The organism is Streptomyces iakyrus (assembly GCF_000717055.1).
GTDB classification, from domain to species: Bacteria; Actinomycetota; Actinomycetes; order Streptomycetales; family Streptomycetaceae; genus Streptomyces; species Streptomyces iakyrus.
Genome location: NZ_JNXI01000003.1, coordinates 335,549 through 356,476, shown reverse-complemented (window position 1 = coordinate 356,476; position 20,928 = coordinate 335,549). Strand labels below are relative to the sequence as shown.

General features: G+C 71.9%; 15 protein-coding genes and 1 pseudogene. 8 read left to right on the top strand and 8 right to left on the bottom strand.

The window, feature by feature from the left end; genetic code table 11:
• Positions 1-14 precede the first annotated feature (14 nt).
• The 5 genes from OO68_RS06620 (at position 15) to OO68_RS06600 (ending at position 6,636) form a co-directional block, all read left to right on the top strand.
• Positions 15-1,565: a sugar ABC transporter ATP-binding protein gene (locus OO68_RS06620; protein WP_033307181.1), complete on the top strand. Its 1,551-nt coding sequence runs from the start codon at positions 15-17 to the stop codon at positions 1,563-1,565.
• Positions 1,562-2,617, top strand: a complete 1,056-nt coding sequence (locus OO68_RS06615; RefSeq protein ID WP_033307180.1) for an ABC transporter permease — start codon at positions 1,562-1,564, stop codon at positions 2,615-2,617. The genes OO68_RS06620 and OO68_RS06615 overlap by 4 nt, the downstream gene beginning before the upstream one ends.
• Positions 2,618-2,663: 46 nt before the next feature.
• The gene (locus OO68_RS06610) at positions 2,664-3,827 is read left to right on the top strand and encodes a substrate-binding domain-containing protein (RefSeq protein ID WP_033307179.1); all 1,164 of its coding nucleotides are present in this window, start codon (positions 2,664-2,666) and stop codon (positions 3,825-3,827) included.
• Positions 3,828-3,991: 164 nt separating this feature from the next.
• Positions 3,992-5,098, top strand: coding sequence for an NAD(P)/FAD-dependent oxidoreductase (locus OO68_RS06605; RefSeq protein ID WP_033307178.1), 1,107 nt, complete (start codon positions 3,992-3,994; stop codon positions 5,096-5,098).
• 134 nt (positions 5,099-5,232) lie between these two features.
• Positions 5,233-6,636, top strand: a complete 1,404-nt coding sequence (locus tag OO68_RS06600; protein ID WP_033307177.1) for a cytochrome P450 — start codon at positions 5,233-5,235, stop codon at positions 6,634-6,636.
• A 251-nt stretch (positions 6,637-6,887) separates the two neighbouring features.
• Here OO68_RS06600 and OO68_RS42160 read toward each other — a convergent pair whose 3' ends face one another.
• Positions 6,888-7,262: a response regulator transcription factor gene (locus OO68_RS42160; RefSeq protein WP_245236917.1), complete on the bottom strand. Its 375-nt coding sequence runs from the start codon at positions 7,260-7,262 to the stop codon at positions 6,888-6,890.
• Between the two features lie 21 nt (positions 7,263-7,283).
• Here OO68_RS42160 and OO68_RS47480 point away from each other — a divergent pair, with 21 nt between their 5' ends.
• Positions 7,284-7,589 (top strand): hypothetical protein, encoded by a 306-nt coding sequence (locus OO68_RS47480; RefSeq protein ID WP_245236916.1) that lies wholly within the window; start codon positions 7,284-7,286, stop codon positions 7,587-7,589.
• Between the two features lie 124 nt (positions 7,590-7,713).
• Positions 7,714-9,195, top strand: a complete 1,482-nt coding sequence (locus OO68_RS06590; protein WP_033307176.1) for an MFS transporter — start codon at positions 7,714-7,716, stop codon at positions 9,193-9,195.
• 18 nt (positions 9,196-9,213) lie between these two features.
• On the opposite strand, the gene OO68_RS06585 is transcribed toward OO68_RS06590, so the two are convergent.
• The 6 genes and pseudogenes from OO68_RS06585 to OO68_RS06555 form a co-directional block, all read right to left on the bottom strand.
• Positions 9,214-10,281 carry an SGNH/GDSL hydrolase family protein gene (locus OO68_RS06585; RefSeq protein ID WP_245236915.1) on the bottom strand — a complete coding sequence of 356 codons (1,068 nt, stop codon included), beginning with the start codon at positions 10,279-10,281 and terminating at the stop codon, positions 9,214-9,216.
• Between the two features lie 200 nt (positions 10,282-10,481).
• Positions 10,482-13,385 (bottom strand): ATP-binding protein, encoded by a 2,904-nt coding sequence (locus OO68_RS06580; RefSeq protein WP_033307175.1) that lies wholly within the window; start codon positions 13,383-13,385, stop codon positions 10,482-10,484.
• A 206-nt stretch (positions 13,386-13,591) separates the two neighbouring features.
• Complete coding sequence (locus OO68_RS06575) at positions 13,592-14,599, bottom strand: (-)-alpha-amorphene synthase (protein ID WP_033307174.1); 1,008 nt, start codon at positions 14,597-14,599, stop codon at positions 13,592-13,594.
• A complete protein-coding gene (locus OO68_RS06570; protein WP_078625211.1) occupies positions 14,583-16,067 on the bottom strand; it encodes a cytochrome P450 in 1,485 nt (494 codons plus the stop codon). The genes OO68_RS06575 and OO68_RS06570 overlap by 17 nt, the downstream gene beginning before the upstream one ends.
• A gap of 310 nt (positions 16,068-16,377) precedes the next feature.
• A pseudogene (locus OO68_RS47475) lies at positions 16,378-16,901 on the bottom strand (hypothetical protein).
• Positions 16,902-17,400: 499 nt separating this feature from the next.
• Positions 17,401-17,805: a DUF779 domain-containing protein gene (locus tag OO68_RS06555; protein WP_033307171.1), complete on the bottom strand. Its 405-nt coding sequence runs from the start codon at positions 17,803-17,805 to the stop codon at positions 17,401-17,403.
• A gap of 137 nt (positions 17,806-17,942) precedes the next feature.
• Between OO68_RS06555 and OO68_RS06550 the strand changes: the two genes are divergently transcribed.
• Positions 17,943-18,866 carry a phosphotransferase family protein gene (locus OO68_RS06550; protein WP_033307512.1) on the top strand — a complete coding sequence of 308 codons (924 nt, stop codon included), beginning with the start codon at positions 17,943-17,945 and terminating at the stop codon, positions 18,864-18,866.
• A gap of 6 nt (positions 18,867-18,872) precedes the next feature.
• On the opposite strand, the gene OO68_RS06545 is transcribed toward OO68_RS06550, so the two are convergent.
• Entirely contained in the window at positions 18,873-20,912 is a 2,040-nt protein-coding gene (locus tag OO68_RS06545; protein WP_033307170.1) for a CocE/NonD family hydrolase, read from the bottom strand.
• Positions 20,913-20,928: the final 16 nt, after the last annotated feature.

Genomic DNA, 20,928 nt, shown 5'->3' with positions numbered 1-20,928 from the left:
TGTAATTTGATCGCGTGCGCGACGCTCCCGACACGCCCCCGGCGGCGGCTTCACCCTTCGGGCCCGAACCCCTGGTCCGGATCCGCGGGCTCGGCAAGCGGTTCGGCGGCACCGTCGCGCTGGCCGGAGCCGACCTCGACGTGCACCCCGGCAGCGTCCTCGCCCTGCTCGGGCCCAACGGTGCCGGGAAGTCCACCCTCATCAAGATCCTCGCCGGGGTCCATCAGGCCGACGCGGGGCAGGTCACCGTCGCCGGGGAACCCCTGGGCAGCCCGACCGCCACCCGGAGCATGTCGTTCATCCACCAGGACCTCGGCCTCGTGGAGTGGATGACGGTCGCCGAGAACATCGCCCTGACCGCCGGGTACGGGCGCCGGACCGGGCTGATCTCCTGGCGGCGCACCCGGGCGCGCTGTGTCGAGGCGCTGGGGCTCGTCGCCGCCCACCTCGACCCGGACACGCCGGTCTCCGGCCTCGCACCGGCCGACCGCTCGCTGGTCGCCATCGCCCGGGCCCTCGCGGCCCGCGCGCGGCTCATCGTCCTCGACGAGCCGACCGCCCGCCTGCCCGCCGCGGACTGCGACCGGCTCTTCCGCGTCCTGCACGGGCTGCGCGACAGCGGGCACGCCGTCCTCTACGTCAGCCACCGCCTGGACGAGGTGTACCGGGTCGCCGACCTCTTCGCCGTCCTGCGGGACGGCCGGGTCGTCAGCCACGGCCGGCTCGCCGACCACAGCCCCGCGCGGCTGGTCCGCGACATCGTCGGCGAGGCGGACGAACCGGCCGTCCACCGCCCGGCCACAGCCCCGGCCGGCACAGCGCCCGTCCTGGCCCTCGACGGCGTGCGCACCGCCCGGGCCGGACCCGTCCGTTTCGAGCTCGCGGCCGGGGAGGTCCTCGGCCTGGTCGGCCTCTCCGACGCCGGGCACATGGACCTCGGCCGCGCCCTCGCCGGCGCCCGGCCCCTCCTGGACGGGCGGGTCCTCCTGGACGGGCGGCCGTACGGGCCGCGCACGGTCGCGGAGGCCGTCGCCCTCGGGGTGGGCCTGGTGCCGGGCGACCGGCTGCGGGAGGGCTGCCTCGCCGAGCTGACCGTACGGGAGAACCTCCTGGCGAACCCCCGGGCGGGCGGCGCGCCGCCCGCGCGCTGGATCGGCCCCCGCGGTGAACGGGCCCGGGCCGCCGCACTGATGGACCGCTTCTCGGTGCGGCCCCGCGACAGCGAGACCCCCATCGCCACGCTGTCCGGCGGGAACCAGCAGAAGGTCATGATCGGCCGCTGGCTGCGGACGGACCTGCGGCTGCTGATCCTGGAGGAGCCCACCGCGAGCGTCGACGTCGGCGCCAAGGCCGCCATCCACCGCCTCCTGAACGAGGCGCTGGAGGCGGGCCTCGCCGTCCTGCTGCTGTCCACCGACTTCGAGGAGGTGGCGAGCGTGTGCCGGCGCACGCTGGTCTTCGTGCGCGGAACGGTGACGGCCGAGCTGAGCGGCCCCGCCCTCACCGTCGCCGGACTGACCCGGGCGGCCTCGGCCATGCCCCCGTCCCCGGCCGGTCACCCGTGACGCCGCCCCGGCCGCGCCACCGCCCCGGCGGCCACCACATCGGCGCCTACGGCCTGCTCGCCCTCACCGCCCTGCTCTACCTGGTCTTCTCCCTCGCCCTGCCGGACACCTTCCCCACGCTGGACACGGTCGACTCGATCCTGTCCACCCAGTCGATCCCGGCCGTCCTCGCGCTCGCCGCCATGGTCCCCATCGTCACGGGCGCCTTCGACCTCTCCATCGGCTACGGCCTCGGCCTGGCCCATGTGATGGTGCTCCAGCTCGTCGTCAACGCGGGGTGGCCCTGGCCGCTCGCCTGCCTCGCCGTGCTCGCCGGAGGGCTGGTGGTGGGCGTCCTCAACGGCGTCATCGTCGAGTTCGGCCGGATCGACTCCTTCATCGCCACCCTCGGCACCGGCAGCATGATGTACGCCGTGACCGGCTGGATCACCGACGGCGGCCGGATCGTCCCCGGCCCGCAGGGCCTGCCGCCCGCGTTCACCGACCTCTACGACTCCTCGTTCCTCGGCCTCCCGGTCCCCGCCTTCTACGTGCTCGCCCTCGCGGCCGTCCTCTGGCTGGTGCTGGAGCGGCTGCCGCTGGGCCGGTACCTGTACGTCGTCGGGTCGAACCCGCGCGCGGCCGACCTCGTGGGCATCCCGACCCGCAGGTACACCGTCTACGCGTTCGCCGCCTCGGGCCTGATCGTCGGTTTCGCCGGTGTGCTGCTCGCCGCCCAGCAGCAGATCGGCAACCCGAGCGTGGGCCTCGACTACCTGCTGCCCGCCTTCGTCGGCGCTCTCCTCGGCTCCACGGCGATCAAGCCCGGCCGGCCCAACGCCCTCGGCACGGTCGTCGCCGTCGCCGTCCTCGCGGTCGGCCTCACCGGCATCGCCCAGCTGGGCGCCGAGTTCTGGACGGTCCCGCTGTTCAACGGCGGCACCCTGCTCATCGCCGTCGGCCTGGCCGGATACGCCGCCCGCCGCCGGCTGCGCGGCGGCGCGGCCCGCGACGCGCCCGCCGCGCCGCCCCCGCCCTCCCCGGCGGGGGCGGACGGCACGGCCCCGCCCTGACCCTCCCGGCGCGCCCCGCCGCGTCGATCCCCTCACTGGAGTCCCCGTGCACCGCACCCGCAAGGCCGCCCCCGCAGTCCGCGCCGCGCGGCTCGCCTCCTGCGTCCTGCTGGCCACGGCCGCCGCCCTCACCGGCTGCGAACGCGGTTCCTCCGACGGCGCGGACGAGACCGCGACGGGCCCGAGCGGCTGCCCGACCGTCCAGGCCCGGGCCACGGAGGCCGTCACCCGGGCCGAGCGGGCCGACATCCCCTGGGGAGGACCCACCAGCGGCCCCGAGGCGGTGTCCGGCAAGAACATCGTCTACGTCGCCCAGACCATGACGAATCCCGGTGTCGCCGGCGCCGCGAACGGGGTGCGGGAGGCCGCGCGGGCCATCGGCTGGAACGTCCGGGTGATCGACGGCGGCGGCACCCCGGCCGGCATCCAGGCCGCCATGAGCGAAGCGGTCGCCCTGCGGCCCTCGGGCATCGTCATCGGCGGGTTCGACCCCGACTCGACGGCCCAGCAGGCCGCCCGGGCCAACGAGCAGCGCATCCCGCTCATCGGCTGGCACGCCGTCCCCGACCCCGGCCCGAGCCGGCAGCCCGACCTCTTCACCAACGTCACCACCCGCGTCGAGGACGTCGCCCGCATCAGTGCGCAGTGGATCATCTCCGACTCCAACGGCCGTGCCGGGGTCGTGCTCATCACCGACGCGTCGATCCCCTTCGCGCGCAACAAGTCCGACCTGATCCGCAAGGAGCTGACGAGCTGCCAGGGGGTGCGGCTGCTCTCGGTGGAGAACATCCCGATCCCCGACGCCAGCACCCGCACCCCCCGGGAGATCTCCTCCCTGCTCTCCCGCTTCCAGGACCGCTGGACCCACTCCGTGGCCATCAACGACCTCTACTTCGCCGACGCCGCCCCCGCTTTCCGCGCCGCCGGTGAGAAGGGCTCCGGGCCGCCGTTCAACATCGGGGCCGGTGACGGCGACCCGTCCGCCTTCCAGCGCGTCAACAGCAGGCAGTACCAGGCCGCCACCGTGCCCGAGCCGCTGTCCCTGCAGGGCTGGCAGATCGTCGACGAGTTCAACCGTGCCTTCGCCGGGCGTCCCGACAGCGGATACGTGGCCCCCGTGCACATCGCCACGGCCGGCAACAGCGAGGGCGCCACCAGCTGGGACCCGTCGGGCTACCGCGAGGCCTACCGGGAGATCTGGGGGAGATGACGGCCGGTCAGGTGCCGATCCTTCACGGAACATGCACGGAACCCCGGGATCTCTTTAACTTTCAAGGGCTACTGTCGCGTCAGTCGAGTGGCCGCCGAGGGTCGATCCGAGCGGGGCCCGTCCGCGGCGGCCCTCGCTCCCCCCACAGCACAGGAGACCCTGTTGTGTACGACGGCGACGTAGTGGTGATCGGCGGCGGCTACGCCGGTGTCCGGCTGGCCAGACGGCTGGACGGCACGGCCCGGGTCACGCTGGTGGACCGCAAGGAGGTCTTCTTCCACCGCATCGCCTCGCTGCGCGCGGGCGTGCACCCCGAGTGGACGCACACGCCCTTCATCCCCTACAACCGGCTGCTGCGCCACGGCCGGGTCGCCACCGGCAAGGCCGTCCGCATCGACACCACCGAGCGGCAGGTCGTCCTCGCCACCGGCGAGCGGCTGCCGTACGACGTGGTCGTGATCGCCACCGGCGCCGACTACCCCGAGCCGGCCCGCTTCACCGGCACCACGACCGAGGAAGCGGCCAAGTCGTTCGCCGAGCACCAGCGCAACATCGCCACGGCCGAACACGTCCTGGTCGTCGGCGGCGGCCCCGGCGGCGTCGAACTCAGCGCCGAGATCCGCCTCGCCCGCCCGGACGCCCGGGTCACCCTCGCCCACTCCGGGCCCGCCCTGCTGGACTCCACGGGCAGTGCCCGTCCGGGACGCAAGGCCCTGGCCTGGCTGGAGTCCCACGACGTGGAGGTACGGCTCGACTCCTTCATGTCTCCCGGGAACGACTTCGGCACCTACCGCGACGCCCGCGGCACGGTCATCGAGGCCGACCTGTCCTTCTGGGCGACCGGCACCACCCCCAACACCCTCTGGCTGCGCCTGGCCGGCCACGGCGACTGGCTCGACGGATCCGGGCACGTCAAGGTCGACCGGACGCTCCGGGTCGAGGGCCGGCTGGACGTGTTCGCCGTCGGCGACGTGAACGACGTCAGCGAACTCAAGATCACCCCCGCCGCCCTCGCCCAGGCGGACATCGCCGCCCACAACATCCGCGGCTATCTGCACAGTTCCGGCAAGCACCGCAAGGAACCGCGCTTCTACCGCCCGACCCAGCGCACCCCGCTCATCGTGCCGTTCGGCCCCGCCGACGGACTGACCGTGCTGCCCGTACCGGGCGGGGAGTCCGCCGTCCTCGGCAGCCGCACCACCACCCTGGCCAAGGCGAAGAGCCTCATGACGCCCTACATGCGCCGTCAACTCGGTTACACGGCCGCCTGAAGCGCGGGTCCGGCCCTCCCCACCACGCCACCCCCGTCGTTACCCGTGAGTTCGGCCTGGGGTAGGGTCCCCACCGTTTCCGGCTACCGGCTGATGGTGTGCCGGTACAGGGCGTGTCGGAGGGTGGCAAGACGATGGAATCCCAGCGGGGTGACGGCGGATCCGTGGACCTGGACGGCACGAGCCTGGAGACTCTGGCTCCCGAACCGCTGCTGACCAGGGACTACGAGGTGCGCCCCGCGCTCGTGTACGAGCGGCTGCGCCAGCAGCACGGCCCGGTCGCCCCGGTCGACCTGCTGGGGGTGCCGGCCTGGCTGGTCCTCGGCTACCGCGAGTCGCTCCAGGTGCTCCAGGACGACGAAGGCTGGCCCAAGGGCCTGGAGAACTGGCGGGCCCGCACCGAGGGCAGGGTGCCGTCCGACTGGCCGCTCTGGCCCTCCCTGGAGGTCAACCACATCCTCATCCAGGGCGGCCCCGGCTACCGGCCGCTGCGCACCGCGTGGGACGTCGCCCTCAAGCCCTTCCAGGACCCCCGCCACCCGCAGGCCAAGCGTCTGAAGGCCGCCGTCACCGCCTACGCCGACGAACTGATCACCCTCGTCGGGCAGGGCGGCGCGACCGGCGTGGCGGACCTGTCCGCGCAGTTCTCCCGGCCGCTGCCGCTGATGGTGGCCAGTCATCTGCTGGGCTTCCCCGGCTCGCAGGGCGACGACGCGCTGATGGACATGTGGCGGGTGCTCGACGCCGGCCCGGATGCCGAGGCCGCACTGGAACGCCTGCTGGCGACGCTGGCCGAACTGGCCGCGCTGAAGCTGGAGAAGCCGGGCGACGACTTCCCCTCGTACCTGCTGGCCGCCCACCCGGACCTGTCGCTCGACCAGCTCGCCCGCGAGCTGTTCATGCTGCTCGGCATGACCTCCGACCACGTCGGCATCCTCATCTCCAACACCGTCGTGGAGGTCATCTCCGGCGAGGGCAGCGTGCGCGCCAGCCTGTCCGCCGGCATGGTCAGGGAGAGCATGAACCGGGTGGTCATGCGCAAGCCGCCCCTGGTCAACTTCGTCCCGCGCTTCGCCGCCCGGGACACCCCGCTCGGCAACTACACCATCCGGGCCGGCGACCCCGTGTGGGTCTCCCCGGGCGCCGCGCACGCCGACCCGCTCTTCGCCGACCACGTCGCCTCGGGCACCACCATCAGCACCCGGGCCCACCTCTCCTGGGGAGCCGGACCGCGCCAGTGCCCGGCGCGGGAGCTCGCCTCGGCCGTCGCGGCGGCCGGTGTGGGGCGCCTGTTCGAGCGGTTCGACCACCTCGACCTCGCCCTGCCCGCCGACCAACTGCCGTGGCGCTCTTCGCCGTTCATGCGGGGCCTGCGGTCCCTGCCGGTGCGGTACGAACTCGCCTCCGTGCCGCCCCCGCGACCGTGGGCGGACGCACCCGCCCCGGGCGTGGCCGAGGAGATCCTGCCGGACCCGGCCGCACGGCAGCGCTCCTCGCTGTGGCGCTATCTGACGGGCCTCATCCGCGGCGGCCGCTGACCTCGAAGGCCGAGTCGAACGCCCGTCCCGCACCGGCGTTCGTCACGATCCCGGGATGACGCTTTCACGCCGCACACGTGACAAAGGGTGCTGGTCCACGGGGCGTCCGCTCTGCGATGCTGGACAGATCCCGGGACAGGGCGCGAGGGCCCGCGGAGGCCGGGCAGGTACACCTCGATGACCTGCCCGGCCGTTCTGCTGTCAGGGGCGCCGGACGGGGCGGAACAGGGCGGGGACGCGGGGTGCGGGGCTCACACCCAGCCCGACTCCGTGGCGATCCGGACCGCGTCGATCCGGCTGCGGCCGCCCGTCTTCCGGGTGATCGCCGACAGATGGTTGCGGACCGTGGCGGCGGACAGGCACAGCCGCTCGGCGATCTCCCGCGTGGGCGTACCGTCGGCCGTCAGTTGCAGCACCTCCACCTCGCGCGGGGCCGGCGGGTTCGCGCCCGCGTCCAGTGCGGCCGGCGCGAACTCGGGGTCGAGGAACCGCTGCCCCCGCACCAGCTTGCGGACACCGTGGACCAGCCGGTCCGGCGGGGCGTTGGTGCTGATGACACCTGCGGCGTGCAGATCGAGCAGGCGGTGCAGCCGCTCCGGCGTCGCCGAGGCCACCATCAGCAGCATCCGGCACTCCGGGAGCCGCGCTTGCTCACCGCGGACAGCGATCTCCTCGCCCTGCCGGGAGTCCACGCCGATCACCGCCACGTCCGGCCGGCACGCAACGGCGCGCGCGACCACGTCGCCGTCGCCGTCGGCCTCCGCGACGACCTCAATGTCGTCCTATCGCGACAGCAGAGCGGCGAACGCTCCCCGCACGAGACGGGTGTGCTCGACGAGAAGAACGCGGTTCACGGTCGCTCCCTCTCCGCCGTACGCGGCCCGCCGGGCCACGTTGAACGGATTATCGCCGCCCCACCGCGGGATTTTCAGGTCGGGCCACGGCACGGCTGATCGAGTGGTGAGGTCCGGGAGCCGGGCGTACCGTCGAACGGTGGACACCGCAGGCAGCAGCCCGCAGCCGGCTTCACCACAGGCGACCACCACCAGGGAACCCGGTGGTGGTGGTGGAAACGCGATGGCGCTGCTGGTCATCGCCTCCTGCCAGTTGATGGTGGTCCTCGACATCACCATCGTGAACATCGCGCTGCCGCACATCCAGAGCGACCTGGAGTTCTCCACCACGAGCCTGTCCTGGGTGGTGAACGCCTACACCCTCACCTTCGGCGGCCTGCTGCTGCTCGGCGGCCGGGCCGGAGACATCCTGGGCCGGCGGCGCGTCTTCGTCTTCGGCGTGCTGCTCTTCGTGTTCGCCTCGCTGCTCGGCGGATTCGCCCAGAACGCCGGCCAACTCCTCGGCGCCCGCGCCCTGCAGGGCGTCGGCGGCGCCATCGCCTCTCCGACCTCCCTCGCCCTGATCAGCACCACCTTCCGCGAGGGACCGGAACGCAACCGCGCCTTCGGTGTCTTCGCCGCGGTCTCGGCGGGCGGCGGCGCGATCGGCCTGCTCGCCGGCGGCATGCTGGTGGAGTGGCTGAACTGGCGGTGGGTGCTGTTCGTCAACGTGCCCATCGGCCTGCTCATCGTGCTCGCCACCCCGCGCTACATCAGGGAGTCCGAACGCCACCCCGGGCGCTTCGACATCACCGGCGCGCTCACCTCCACCGCGGGCATGGTGCTGCTCGTCTACGGCTTCATCAGAGCCGCTCAGGACGGCTGGCGGGACCCGCTCACCCTCGCCTCGTTCGCCGGAGCGGTCATCGTCCTGGCGGCCTTCATCCTGATCGAGCGCCGTTCGAAACAGCCCATCACGCCGCTGCACATGTTCGCCGACCGCAACCGTGCGGGCACCTACGGCATCATGCTGTGCCTGGCCGCCGCCATCTTCGGCATGTTCTTCTTCCTCACGCTCTTCGTGCAGAACGTGCTCGGGTTCAGCCCGCTCGCGGCCGGCCTCGCCTTCCTGCCGGTCAGCGCGGTCATCGCCGTCGGCGCCGGTCTGGCCTCGCGGTTCCTGCCCGTCTACGGGCCCAAGCCGTTCATGGTGGTGGGCGCGATCCTGGCGGCGGCGGGCCTGGCCTGGCTGACCCTCACCGACGTCCACTCCACCTACGCGGGCAGCGTCCTCGGACCGATGCTCGTCTTCAGCCTGGGCATGGGCATGGAGTTCGTGTCCCTGACCCTCATGGCACTGTCCAACGTGCCCACGCCGGAGACCGGCGCGGCCTCCGGACTCCTCAACGCGACCCAGCAGGTCGGCGGCTCGCTCGGACTGTCCATCCTGGTCACGATGTACGGCACGGCCAGCACCAACGAGGCCGAGAAGCAGGTTCCGGACTTCCTCCGGCAGGCGACCCCGGCCGAGCGCATACGGTTCGAACGCACCGGCCAACTGCCCAAACCCTGGTCCGACGAGATCCTCACCGCCGGTGTCTCGGCCGCGTTCATCATGGCGGCGATCTTCACCGCCGTGGCCGCGCTGATCGCCCTGCTCGTCATCCAGGTCCGGCCCTCTGACCTCGAACGTCTCAAGGGAGGAGCGGGTCCCGGCCCGATGTGAGGCACGCCCCCGGAGCCGCTACGCCCCGATCCTCGCCGCTATCATCGGTGCCAGCCGGTCGGCTATGACCCGGTGCCCCCGGTCGTTGGGATGCACCGAGTCCGACAGATCGCCCGACCCCAGCCAGCCGGTCGTGTCGACGAAGGACACCCGCGCGTCACCGCCGGCGACGGCTGCCTTCACGGCGGCCTCGGTCTGCGGGACGAACCGCCCGCGGAACGTCTCCAGCGCGAAGATCCACGCCTGCGGGTACGCGGCCCGCACCTTGCGCAGCAGACTGCTGTACGCCGACTGGAACTGCGCCGTACTCACCCCGTGCCCGACGTCGTTGGTGCCGAGGTTGATGACGACCGCGTCGGCCCGGTAACGGGAGAAGTTCCAGTCGGGCGTGGCCGCGTTCGGGTTGAGTTTGGTGAACTGCCGCTCCAGCCCCACGCATCCGTCTGCCGCGGCCACCAGGCACGCCCCGCCCTGCGCGATCTGCGTGTGCTCGACGCCCAGCCGCTCCCCGATCAGCCAGCCGTACGCGGTACGGGCGTTCTGCGAGCTCGTCGTGCCCACGGTGATCGAGTCGCCGACGAACTCGACCGTCCTGGCCGGGGCCGGCGGTGCGAACGTCGTCGCGCCGCTGTCCAGGACCAGCCCCTGGAAGACCGCGTCGCCCTTGTACGACCCGGCCACCACCTGGTAATTGACCTGGAGTGTGTGGTTGCCGGGGGAGAGGGCCGTCGGGGTCAGGTTCACCGTCCCCTTGACGTCGTCGTAGAACTTCACCGGCCCGTTGTCGATCCGCGCCCACAGGTCGATCGTGCCGCGCTGCTTCAGTTTGACCGTCCGGCCGGTGAAGCCGGCCCGGTAGTACGCGCCGGCCCAGTACGGCGTGTAGGCGGTGGGGGAACTGGTGGTGTCCCAGCGGCCGACGAACTTGATGTTCGGGTCACCGGGCTGTCCGGGGGCGGCGGCCTTCGCCATGGGGGCGGCCTGCGCGGGCGAGCCGTCGGCCCCGGACGGCAGACAGGCCATGAGCGAGGCCGCCAGCAAGGTCGGCAGGAGGCGTCTCGGGAAGGTGTGGGGGATGGTCTGCACGGGGTTCCCTTCACGTGGGGTGGAGTGGGAGCGCTCCCAGCGGCAGTGTTTCGAGGGAAGCAGTGAAACGGTTCAGCGTCAAGACAGCGGACGGTACGGCAGGGGAAGGCCCGCTGAGTGCTCCGATCGCCGCACGGCCGGGTGACGCCGCGAACCCGCCCATGGCTGCCGGCCGGGGTGGGTGGCCGGGCTCCCGGCCGTCATCGTCGGGGATGGTTCGACAGGGCCTCGGGTAGTCCGGATGCGTCCGTGCCGAGTTTTCGGTACACGGCGGACATCAGTTGGCGTACGCCCTGCTCGGTGAGCCGCAGATCCTTCGCCACCACCGATACCGGGTGGCCCAGGGCCGTCATCTCGGCGGCCCTGCGCTCCTGGGCCGTCAGCATGTCCGTCTGCGCGTAACGCAGGGGCAGCGGACGCAGTCCCGCCGCGGAGAGCTCCCGCCTTGCCCGGGCGGCCAGACCCTCGGCGCCACAGTGCACCGCACCCTCCAGGCCCTGGTAGAGCCGGTCGGCGGCGTCGTGCAGACGACCGTTGCGGGCCAGAGCGGTGCCGTGGCCCACCAGGGCACGGGCCAGTTCGTACGCGGCGGGTGACCGCTCCAGATGGTCCACGGCCTGCGTGTGGAGATCGAGTGCGGCCTGCCCGCCCGTCACCTCCGCCTGGACGTGCAGCGCCTGGCCGATCGCGGACGCTGCACCGAAATCCCGGGCGCGCTTGACGGCCTCCCGGGCATGGCGGGCCGCCTCGTCAGGGGCGGTGCGGGCAAGGGCCGAGGCCAGTCCCAGCTGCCAGGGGCACCACGCGGGGTTGCGCCAGTCCCGTCCCTCCAGCCAGTCCCCGACCTTGGACAACAGCCGTGCCGACTGCGCGAGTCGCCCCTCCGCCAGGAGCAGGTCGGCGTACACCGTGCGGGGATCGGGGAAGATGACGGCGTTGGGGACCACGTCGCCGTAGTGGTAGCTGTCGGCGAGTCGGCGCGCGTCACCGGTGCGCCCACGGGCCAGCAGGGTCTGGATGAGAATGCCGATGGCGAACCACTGGGCGGGCACCGCCCCTTCGACGCGCTCGGCGGTGTGCAGCCCGGCCCGGACGAGTTCTTCCGCCTCGGGCAGGAAGCCGCGGCGGTAGCGGATGTAACCCAGCAGCGTCTGACCCTGCGCCAGATGGGAGCCGCGCCACCCCATGTGCTCGCATTCGGCCATGCCTTCGGCGAAGAGTTCCTCGGCCCGCCGTGGCTGGTCGCAGTACATGAACAGCAGGGCGACCGCCGCGGGTACCTCGAAGCCGCGGTTCTCGTCGGTCCAGCTCATCCCGCCGCGCAGGGCCTCCTCGGCATACCCGAGGGCGGTCTGCCGCGGCTCGCCGCGCACGAGGGCGTCCCACGCCCGCAGTCCGAGGATGTAGCGCTCCTCCAGACTGCGGCCGGGAAGCTTGTCGGCCAGCCGCGCCAGCCGCCGCGAGCGGGCGGACGAGTCGGGCTCGTCGGCGCGGAACGCGCTCCACACGAAGTGATCGGCCTGCATGCGCAGTTTGACGCGCGCGTTGGTGGCGCGCCGTGCCTCGTCGGCGGCAACGGTCGCGGCCTCGGTCATCCGGTCGGTGTGGGCCAGCGCCTGGGTCAGCCGGTAGACGATGGCGGCGCGCAGGTCGGGATCGATTCCCGGCTCTGTCAGCGCCTCCCGGAGATGGCTGACCGTGGCCGTGGGCTCGATCAGGAAAGTGGAGCAGGCCAGTTCGTGGAGAAGGGCGGCGCGGTCCTCGGCAGGGGGTGGTTCCCGCAGCGCCCGGGTCAGCACGCGTCGGGCGGCCTCCGGGGCCCCGGCGCGCAGGTACTCACGCGCTGCGCCGCGCAGGCACGCGACCGCATCGGGCCGACCGTCGCAGGGAACCTCCAGCAGGTGCCTGGCGGCGACAGTGGGGTCGGCCCCGACCGCCTGGGCGGCATGGGCGGCCGCGTTGTGCATGCCGACGCGCAGGGCCGGTGGGATGTCGCGGTAGATCGTCGTGGCGATCTGCGGGTGGACGAACTCCAGGTTGCCCGCGGGCTCGTCGGCGTCCGCGAGGATGCGGCGGGCGCGCAGCTGCTCGGCCGCCTCGAAGGCCTCCTCCCTGCCGACCACCGCGAGGTCGGCGGCGACCTCCGGGGAGAAGGTCCCACCCAGGACGGCGCCGGCCCACGCGAAGCGGATGGTGCCCGGGCCGAGGCGTCTGAGGCGCTCGATCAGGCCAGGGCCTTTGACAGCGGCGGCGAGGTCCCGCATCACGGGCAACTCCTCCTGGGTGCCCCTCACCTTCCGCTCACGGAGCCGGATGGCGAGTTCGACGGCCTCGAAGGGGCTTCCGTTGGTGACCGTCCAGCATGCGCCGCAGAACTCGTCCTCGGCTTCCTCACCCACTTCGTCCCTGATGATCCGCGCCACACCGGCCTCGCCGAGCGGAGACAGCACGTGCGGGCGCTGCTCGTGGCGCTCGACGAGCGTGCGGAAAGAGGTTGCGTCTGCAGGAAGTTCGTCGGGCCGGTAGCCGACGACGATCAGCAACGGCAGGTTGGCGACCCGGGGCGCGAAGGAGGCGAGCCAGTCGAGGGATTCGGCATCGGCCCAGTGCAGGTCGTCCAGGAGCAGCACGACAGGCGAGTTCAACATCGTGAGGCGCGTCATGACCCAGTCGAGGCCGTCGCGTACTCCGGTCGGGTCCGGGATTCGGGCGGGGTCCGTCGCCTCGAGCCCGAGCGCGGCGCCGACGATGTCGTACCAGCTGCTCAGGAATGCCCGGCGCTCCGTCTCGCTCATCCTGGCCAGGATGGGCTGCATGGCCTGGCGGACGACGCGGAACGCCATCCCCTGCTCGTTCTCGCCGCCCTTGCCGGAGAACACGGTGAACCCGAGGGCGACGGCGCGGGCGCGGACCGCCGCGATGAGTGTCGTCTTGCCCAGCCCGGCCTCACCGGTGAAAGCGAGAAACCCGCCGTGCGGTACCTGGGGCACGCCGTCTACCGTGTCGCGGAGCCGCGCCAACGCGTGCTCGGCGGCTCGGAGTTCCTCGTCACGTTCGAGTAGTGGCCGGTGTTCGTTGATCGATTGCCGCAGCCCATGGGCCATGTGGCCTACCGCTTCCTGTTGTTGCTCCCCGCCGGACGGGGCGAGCGTACGCCTTGGTGCACGCCCCTTGGCCGGGTCGGAAGTAGAGGTAGACAGAGCGGGTGAATTTCCCGCAGGAGCGGTTCGAGCCTCAGCCTTTCGGGTAGTCTGCTGTATTTCCGCCCCTCTCGGGGGCCCCTGCGGTGGAAACGACCGGTCGGAGCGGATCAGAGCAAGGGCGGTGCCGCCAACGCGTCCGCGTACCTGGGCACGGTGCGGGACCAGAAGTAGCAGCCGCGGATCCAGCCGGCCATGCCCTCGACATAGCCGACTCCGGACGGGGTCAACTCCGGCCTGAACTCAGCGTAGAGCCGCTCGAACTCGCGGATCGTGCTGTTGATGTGCCGTGTGGCGAGTGCGACGGCCGTCGGCAAAGAGCACCGGTGTGTCCGCTGGTAGGCGAGGGCGAGGTTGATCAGGCCGCCCGCCCGCTGTTCCTTCACCGCGGAGAAGAGGTCGGGTATCCACACCGCCGCGTCGGCCGACAGCCGGCTCAAGCGCCGCATGACAGGGTGATGGATCTCCTCCGGAGTCAGTTCGCACGGCTGCGCGGCCTCGCACAGCGGGTAGAACGGCTCGACGCCCGCGATGAGGGAGCGTACGGACCGGCACAGCCCGCTTCCCACGGGGGCGGCATGGTTCTGGGCCACCGCTTCGTACAGCAGGCCGTGGACGTACTCACGGCTGTTCCAGGCCCACCGTGCGGCCTGAGCGGGTGTGCACCGCTCGCGTACCTGTCGATGAAGGTCGGCCAGGGCCGCCCCGAGCGAGGTGGTGGGTGGTTGGTCGTCCCGCAGGATCGCGATGCTCTCGCACAGCATGGGCAGCAGCCGGCCCGGCGTGTACCGGCCGACGTCCTCCGCGCGGTCGTCGTAGATGAACTGGTAGGCGATCTGGTTGGCCACGATCTGGAGGAGCCCGAGGTCCATGGTCGGACTGTTGCAGGCCGCGAGTTCGGCGGGGCGCGTACGGGAGATCATGGCCGCCACCGCCGGGTTGTCGGTCAGCCCCCACGTCCTCAGCCATTCCTCGACGCCCAGCGCCGCTTCGGACGCGTGGGGGCTGCGCTGGAAGGGGAAGGGCATGTAGAGGTTCGCGTCGATCAATTCCCTCAGATCGACGACCTGTACCCCGTCCTGCGCGGCGAGCGTGACTTCCTCATGTGTCGCGGACATCGTTGCCACCTGCCGTTCGGGAGTCGTGGACGACGGGTACGGCTGTTGTCCCGGGAACGTGGGAGTCCGCCCGAGGCGGTGTGCCCACCGGGCGCCCCGCTCGCGGTTCGCTGACCATCACCAGTCGCCTCGGCCCCAACGACGCCGCGGGGTGCAGCCGTTCCGTGTGGCCGGGCAGATGGCGCAGCCGCCAGTGGCGGGCGATGAACGCGACGGCCACCGTGGCCTCCGCGAGGGCGAGTGTCTCTCCGATGCATTTCCGGCTGCCCGCACCGAACGGAATCATCGCCCCGGGGGGAACCGCGACGGCCTGGCCGGGCAGCCAGCGGTTTGGGAGGAAGTGATCGGGATCGGGGAAAAGGGTGGGGACGTGGTGCAGGAGGTAGGGGCTGAACATGACGGTGGCGCCCTTCGGCAGAAGGTATCCGGCGAGCTCCGTCTCCTGAGTGGTGACGCGGGTGAAGAGCCAGCCGGGCGGGCGGTGGCGAAGGGTCTCGGTGAGGATGCAGCGGGTGCGGACGAGGCGTGGCAGGTCGTCGGAGCCGGGCGGCTGCCCTGATGCGAGCACGGCGTCGACTTCGGAGTGCAGGCGGCGTTCCTCCTCGGGATGCCGCCCCAGGAGCTCCAGGGCGGAGGAGAGGCACAGTGCGGTGCTCTCGGCGCCGGCGAACAGGAGAGTCATCACCTGGCCGTGGACTTCCCGGTCCGTGATCGGCGTTCCGCCGCCGTCGGCCCGCGTGGCCGCCAGCAGGGTGCCGAGCAGGTCGTCGCGGTTGTCGTGGGGAGAGTTTCGCCGACGCTTGGCGATGGCGGCGTCGACGATCGCGCGCAGTCGGTCGGAAGCATGCCGGTAACGCCGGTTCGCCGACGTGGGAACACGGAACAGGGCGTCGACCGGCATCACCGTCCGGACGAACATGCCGCGGACCACGGTGGCCAGGCAGCTGCGCATCTCGGCGGCCGTCGCGGCGCCGAGCGAGTCGGAGAAGAGGACGCGGCTGACCACGCGTGTGGACAGGTCCAGCATGGTCGCGCTGATGTCGACCGCTTGCCCGGCCCGCCACGCGTGGCACACCGACTCCACTTCCTCGCCCACCAGGCGCACGTGGTCGGCGACGCGGGCCTTGCGGAACTCGGGCTGGAGCAGCCTGCGCTGGCGCCGGTGATCCTGATGGCGGCAGGTGCCGACGCCGTCCCCCAGCAGCGGCCGTAACCTGTCGTAGAGCGGGCCACCCTTGTCGAAGGTGCGCGGGTCCATGAGCACCTGGTGGACCAGGGCCGGGTGACACGCCATCCAGGCACGCTGCGGACCCAGGCGTATCTCGACCAGATCCCCGTGTTCGGGCAAAGAATTCAGAAAAGCCAGCGGTCGACGGGCCAAGTCGATACCGTGGCCGATGAATGGGAATATGCCTGGAGCAGTGCCCACTGCCCCAACCCGGGCCGGCTCGGGAACGGAGCCGTTCATCGAAACCACCTGCCTCAGTTCACACGGAATTCTGATGCGGTCGCACCGAATTGACGCTCGCCTCATGTCCTGCCCAGTGGAGTCTGCTTGCGGTTCGACGAATCCTTTCTCCGTAGGGGCGCACGGATGCACGGAGGGGGTGTTCGGCGAATCACGGTTGCTGCATAGGGTCCGTTCTCTATGGTTTTACCGTGCACGCAGAAAACTGTGTTCCCGTCAGTGCTCCTGAAGAACGCGGCATCGCGGCAGACGTCTGGCATGCACATGAAATTCCGTCCCGGGGCCGACCAGAGGACTGCCGACGACCGGCTTATCGGTCCTGTGCCGCCACGCCCGGTGCGACGGCGGGGCCGGAATTGAAGACGCGGTGGTAGCTCTCCGGAGGCGCGAGATAACTCGCGGGCAGACCACCCGTGTCGATCACGATCTGGTCCACCGCAATCCCCGGATCCACCATGAACAGCCGCAGCACATGCTCACCTGGCGCGGACACCGTCACCCGGGCGGTCAGCTTCTCGACGCCCTCCTCCACGTTGCGGGCCCACGCGTCCCCCGGTTGCCGGTGGCGATCGCCTGGCCGGACAGGACCGTCGGCGGCTGGTCGTCGAGGCCGACCGCGAGGCGCCGCCTGCCGCGTTCGTCCAGGGAGGGCAGCCGGAAGACCGTCACCGGGAACATGCCGGCCGTGGTGAAGCGGACCCGGTACCGCAGCTCCGGTGCGCGGGCGGTGAGGTCCTCGGTGATCGGCTGCGCCGTCGTCGGTACCGCCTCGACGGCGGCCGTACGGCGGCCCAGCCCGCGGACGAGCCGCCGGCGCGCCCCGCCCCGCGGCACCTCGCGGTCGAAGTGCGCGGCGTCGATCGACACGTAGCCGTGGGCCTCGACGAAGCCGCGGGCCCGCTTCCCGTCGTCGGCCACGAGCAGCGGCACCTCGATGCTCCGGCCCGCTCCGGTGAAGGTCAGCGTCGGACGGTGCGTGCCCTGCGGTACGCGCGGCCAGTCGATCTCGGCCCACACCCGGACCTGGTCGGTGAGTTCCCCTCCCGACGTGCTCAGCCGGATCCACGGGGCGCTCGGCCCGGCTCGCCACTCCAGCGGGAGGAAGCCGGTGTTGAACACGTCCACGAAGCGGCGGTCCCGGGTGTAGGGGGAGAACGACAGCGGGCGGCCCGCCCCCGTCTCGTTGCCCTCGGCGGCCACTCCCAGGCCCGACGTCTCCTGCCGGGGGATCCTGGTCACGGCCGGGCGGCCCGGAGCCTTCGGGATCTCGGAGGGGTAGGGGTTGACGATTCCGTCCCACTTCCCGCCCGCGATCTCGGTACATGGGCCCACCCTAGGCGCTGTGGTCCGCCCCGTTCGGCAGCGGCGGCTCCGACTCCAGGCGGCGCAACTCCTCGTCGGTGAGGAGGCGGGAGCGGAGCAGGAAGCGGACGCCCTCCGGCGCCTCCAGCGAGAAGCCGCTGCCGCGGCCGGGGACCACGTCCACGGTGAGATGCGTGTGCGACCAGTACGCGAACTGGTCCGCGCTCATCCAGAACGGCGTGTCCCCGGCCACGTGCCCCAGCAGGACGTCCGAGGCGCCGACCCGGAACTCGCCGCGCGGGTAGCACATCGGGGCGCTGCCGTCGCAGCAGCCGCCGGACTGGTGGAACATCACCGGCCCGTGCGTCCCGGTCAGCCGTCGCAGCAGGTCCTCGGCAGCGGGGGTCAGTTCGACACGTCCTGTGCGCACGGTCATGTGGTCCTCCTGCGGTGACGGTGGGGTCGGGAACCGGTCCGTATCGCGAGTTCTCCAGTATCCGCAGGCATCAGGGCCGGGGCCACAGGGGGGAGCGACACCCGTCCGCTTTCGCGGTTCTTGGTTGAATGCAGGGCATGACCGAGACCGACACGCACGAGACCGACCACTGGGTCCAGTACTTCGCCGGACGCGGACACCCCCGTGCGCGGCGGCTCGCCTCAGGTATGGAAGGGACCGTCTACCGACTTCAGGACGGGATCGTGGCGAAGGTGTGGGCCGGGCGCACTCCGGACGACTTCGCCCTCACCCGACGGCTCTACGCCGACATCGCCGCGCATCCCCTGCCTTTCGGCACTCCGGAGATCCTGGATGCCGAGGAGCGCGACGGCGTACTCGTCAGCTATGAACGCGAGCTCGGCGGACACCCGTTGCGCTCCGGCGGGGACGGTGACCCGCCGGCCCGCGACCTGCCCCGCAGCGAGACCGACGCCCTGCTCACCGTCCTGCGCGCACTGGCCACCGTCCCGGGCACCGAGACCATGCGCCGCCTGGTCTTCCAGGGGGACGACCGGCCGCTCCGGCAGGGCCATTCCCGCTTCTCCGACGCACTCGCCGCCCTCGTGGAGCGGGCCGCCGCCCGCAACCGGGACGCCCTCGCCGCGCTGGTGCCCGGCCTTGCGGACGTCGTGTCCCGGACCGCGGCCTCGTTGCGGGCGCTGCCCGACCGGCCCGACAGCGTCATCCACGGCGACCTGGTGCCGCCCAACCTCCACGTGGACGAGGCCGGGCACCCGGTCGCCGTCCTCGACTTCGGGTTCTGCACCACCGCCGGCGACCCGGCCTTCGAGGCGGCGGTCACGGCCGCCGTCTGGGACATGTACGGACCCCACGCCGCCCACCACACCGCCGAGCTGACCCGTCTGTTCGCCCGCGAACTGGGCCATGCCGAAGAGGTTCTGACCCTCTACCAGAAGGCTTACGCCCTCATCACGTACGACCTCTTCGGCATGGGCCCGCACGACGGGCACTTCCGCTGGTGCGCCGCCCTGCTGCGGTGAGGCGCACTACAGCAGATCGCGGGGAACCGTCTCGTTCCAGGTGCGGGAGAAGACCCTGCGGTCGGCCTCGTACGCGTCGAGGGTCGCGTCGACGAAGAAGTCCGTCTCGTCGCACGTGAGCCGGGTGCTGGTGACCACCCGCACGTCCCAGGCGTCCCGGCGGAACCGCATGGTCCACGTGGTTTCGCCGCCGGCCGAGGTGAAGTCGTCGGCGACCGCCGTGTAGCGCTCGTGGGCGCGGCGGCCGGCCTCCAGGCCGATGTCCTCGAAGCGGACCGTGCCCCGGTCCTTCACGATGTCCAGCTCGGAGCGGTAGTCGATCAGATCCCGTTTGACGTCCCAGCGCTCCTCCGGGGGCGTCACCTGGGTCATGGCGAGCGGGGGAGTGCCCTCGGGTTCACCGAAGGGCGACGACGCCACCTCGTCCGGCTCGTCCACCGGCCGCACCGGCAGGGTGAGCGTGCTGGAGTGCTCGTGGACGCTGAGCAGGGCCGGCTTCGGCGCGGGCCAGGCCAGCGGCCAGTAGGACGTCGACAGGGACAGCCGGATGCGGTGGCCCGCCGGGAACGCCTGCGCCACGCCGTTGAGCGGGATGGTGGCCCGGTAGCGCCGGCCCGGCTCCAACGGCTCGGGAGACTCGGTGCTGTCACGGCGGGTCAGGTTCAGGATGCCGTACGAGACGCGTGTCGCGGCGCCGTCGGGACTCACGTCGGACAGCCGCGCCGCCACCAGGGCCACCGGCTCGCTGACCGACAGGTCGAGCTCCACGCTCGGCGAGCCGAGGATCTCCACCGGCTCGGTCAGCGGCTCGCTGTCGAAGACGAGCGAACCGCCGTCCTCCTCCCGCTGGTCGTAGGGCAGGTCCGGGGGCGCGTTGTAGGAGGCCCACTTGCCCGCGAACTGGCCGACGGACAGCGGCGAGCGCACGGTCATGGCCGCGCCGCCCTCGGAGGGCACAGCCGTGGCGTCCTGGGCGGGCCCGATCGTGTGCCGCGTGAGCGGGTGCGTCTCGGGCCGGATGTGCGGCGACGGCCAGTGCGGCTCGCCGACCCAGCGGCCCGGCCGCTCCTCGTAGGAGGTGGAGGGCGGCACGCTGTCCTGCATCCACGCCAGGAGCATCGGCCCGTCCATGACGCCGTTGTCGACGCCCTTGAGCCAGTGGTCCCACCACCGTACGAGCTCCTGGAGGTAGCCGATCGCGGGGCCGGGCTCCCCGAGGTGGGGGAACTTGTGCGACCAGGGTCCGATCAGCCCCTTGCGGGGCACGTCCAGGTTCCCGAGCAGCCGGGTCACGGCGTTGGAGTAGCCGTCCGCCCAGCCGCTGGAGGCCAGGACCGGGCAGCGCACGCTCGTGTAGTCCTCGCACACCGAGGCGTGCCGCCAGTAGTCGTCGCGCCGCTGGTGACGCAGCCACTCCAGCACCCAGGGCTCGGTGTTCTCCAGCCGCTCGTGCCACATCCCGCGCCAGCGGTCGCCGACCACGGCCGGGTCGGGCGGGCAGGTGCCGTAGGCGAACATGGTGCCCGCCTCGGCCAGGTTGTCCGACAGCAGGGCGCCGCCCATGTAGTGCATGTCGTCGGCGTGCCGGTCGTCGGTGAACGAGGCGATGGCGATGGCCTTCAGGCTCGGCGGCCGGCGGGCCGCCACCTGGAGTGCCGCGAACGCGCCCCAGGAGATGCCCATCATGCCCGTGCCGCCGTCGCACCAGTGCTGCTCCGCCAGCCAGGCCAGGATCTCCTCGGCGTCCGCCTGTTCCCGCTCCAGGTACTCGTCGCGCAGCACGCCCTCGGAGTCGCCGGTGCCGCGCAGGTCGACGCGGACACACGCGTAGCCGTGCCCGGCGAGGTAGGGGTGGTGGACCGAGTCCCGTACGGCCGTCAGGTCGCGCTTGCGGTACGGGATGTACTCCAGCACCGCCGGGACCGGCTCCTGGTCGGAGGAGGTGGGGCGCCAGATGTGCGCGGAGAGCCGGACCCCGTCGGACATCGGGATCGTGACGTGCTCCTCCTCCTTCGTCTCGTACGGCAGGTTGGTCACGTAACGCATGGAACCCACGTGCTCC

Bases quoted from the DNA above. Each gene is read 5' to 3' on its own strand.
- OO68_RS06600 (WP_033307177.1), top strand. From the start codon at position 5,233: ATGGAATCCCAGCGGGGTGACGGCGGATCCGTGGACCTGGACGGCACG.
- OO68_RS42160 (WP_245236917.1), bottom strand. From the start codon at position 7,262: ATGCTGCTGATGGTGGCCTCGGCGACGCCGGAGCGGCTGCACCGCCTG.
- OO68_RS06590 (WP_033307176.1), top strand. From the start codon at position 7,714: ATGGCGCTGCTGGTCATCGCCTCCTGCCAGTTGATGGTGGTCCTCGAC.
- OO68_RS06580 (WP_033307175.1), bottom strand. From the start codon at position 13,385: ATGGCCCATGGGCTGCGGCAATCGATCAACGAACACCGGCCACTACTC.
- OO68_RS06575 (WP_033307174.1), bottom strand. From the start codon at position 14,599: ATGTCCGCGACACATGAGGAAGTCACGCTCGCCGCGCAGGACGGGGTA.
- OO68_RS06570 (WP_078625211.1), bottom strand. From the start codon at position 16,067: ATGAACGGCTCCGTTCCCGAGCCGGCCCGGGTTGGGGCAGTGGGCACT.
- OO68_RS06555 (WP_033307171.1), bottom strand. From the start codon at position 17,805: ATGACCGTGCGCACAGGACGTGTCGAACTGACCCCCGCTGCCGAGGAC.
- OO68_RS06550 (WP_033307512.1), top strand. From the start codon at position 17,943: ATGACCGAGACCGACACGCACGAGACCGACCACTGGGTCCAGTACTTC.
- OO68_RS06545 (WP_033307170.1), bottom strand. From the start codon at position 20,912: ATGCGTTACGTGACCAACCTGCCGTACGAGACGAAGGAGGAGGAGCAC.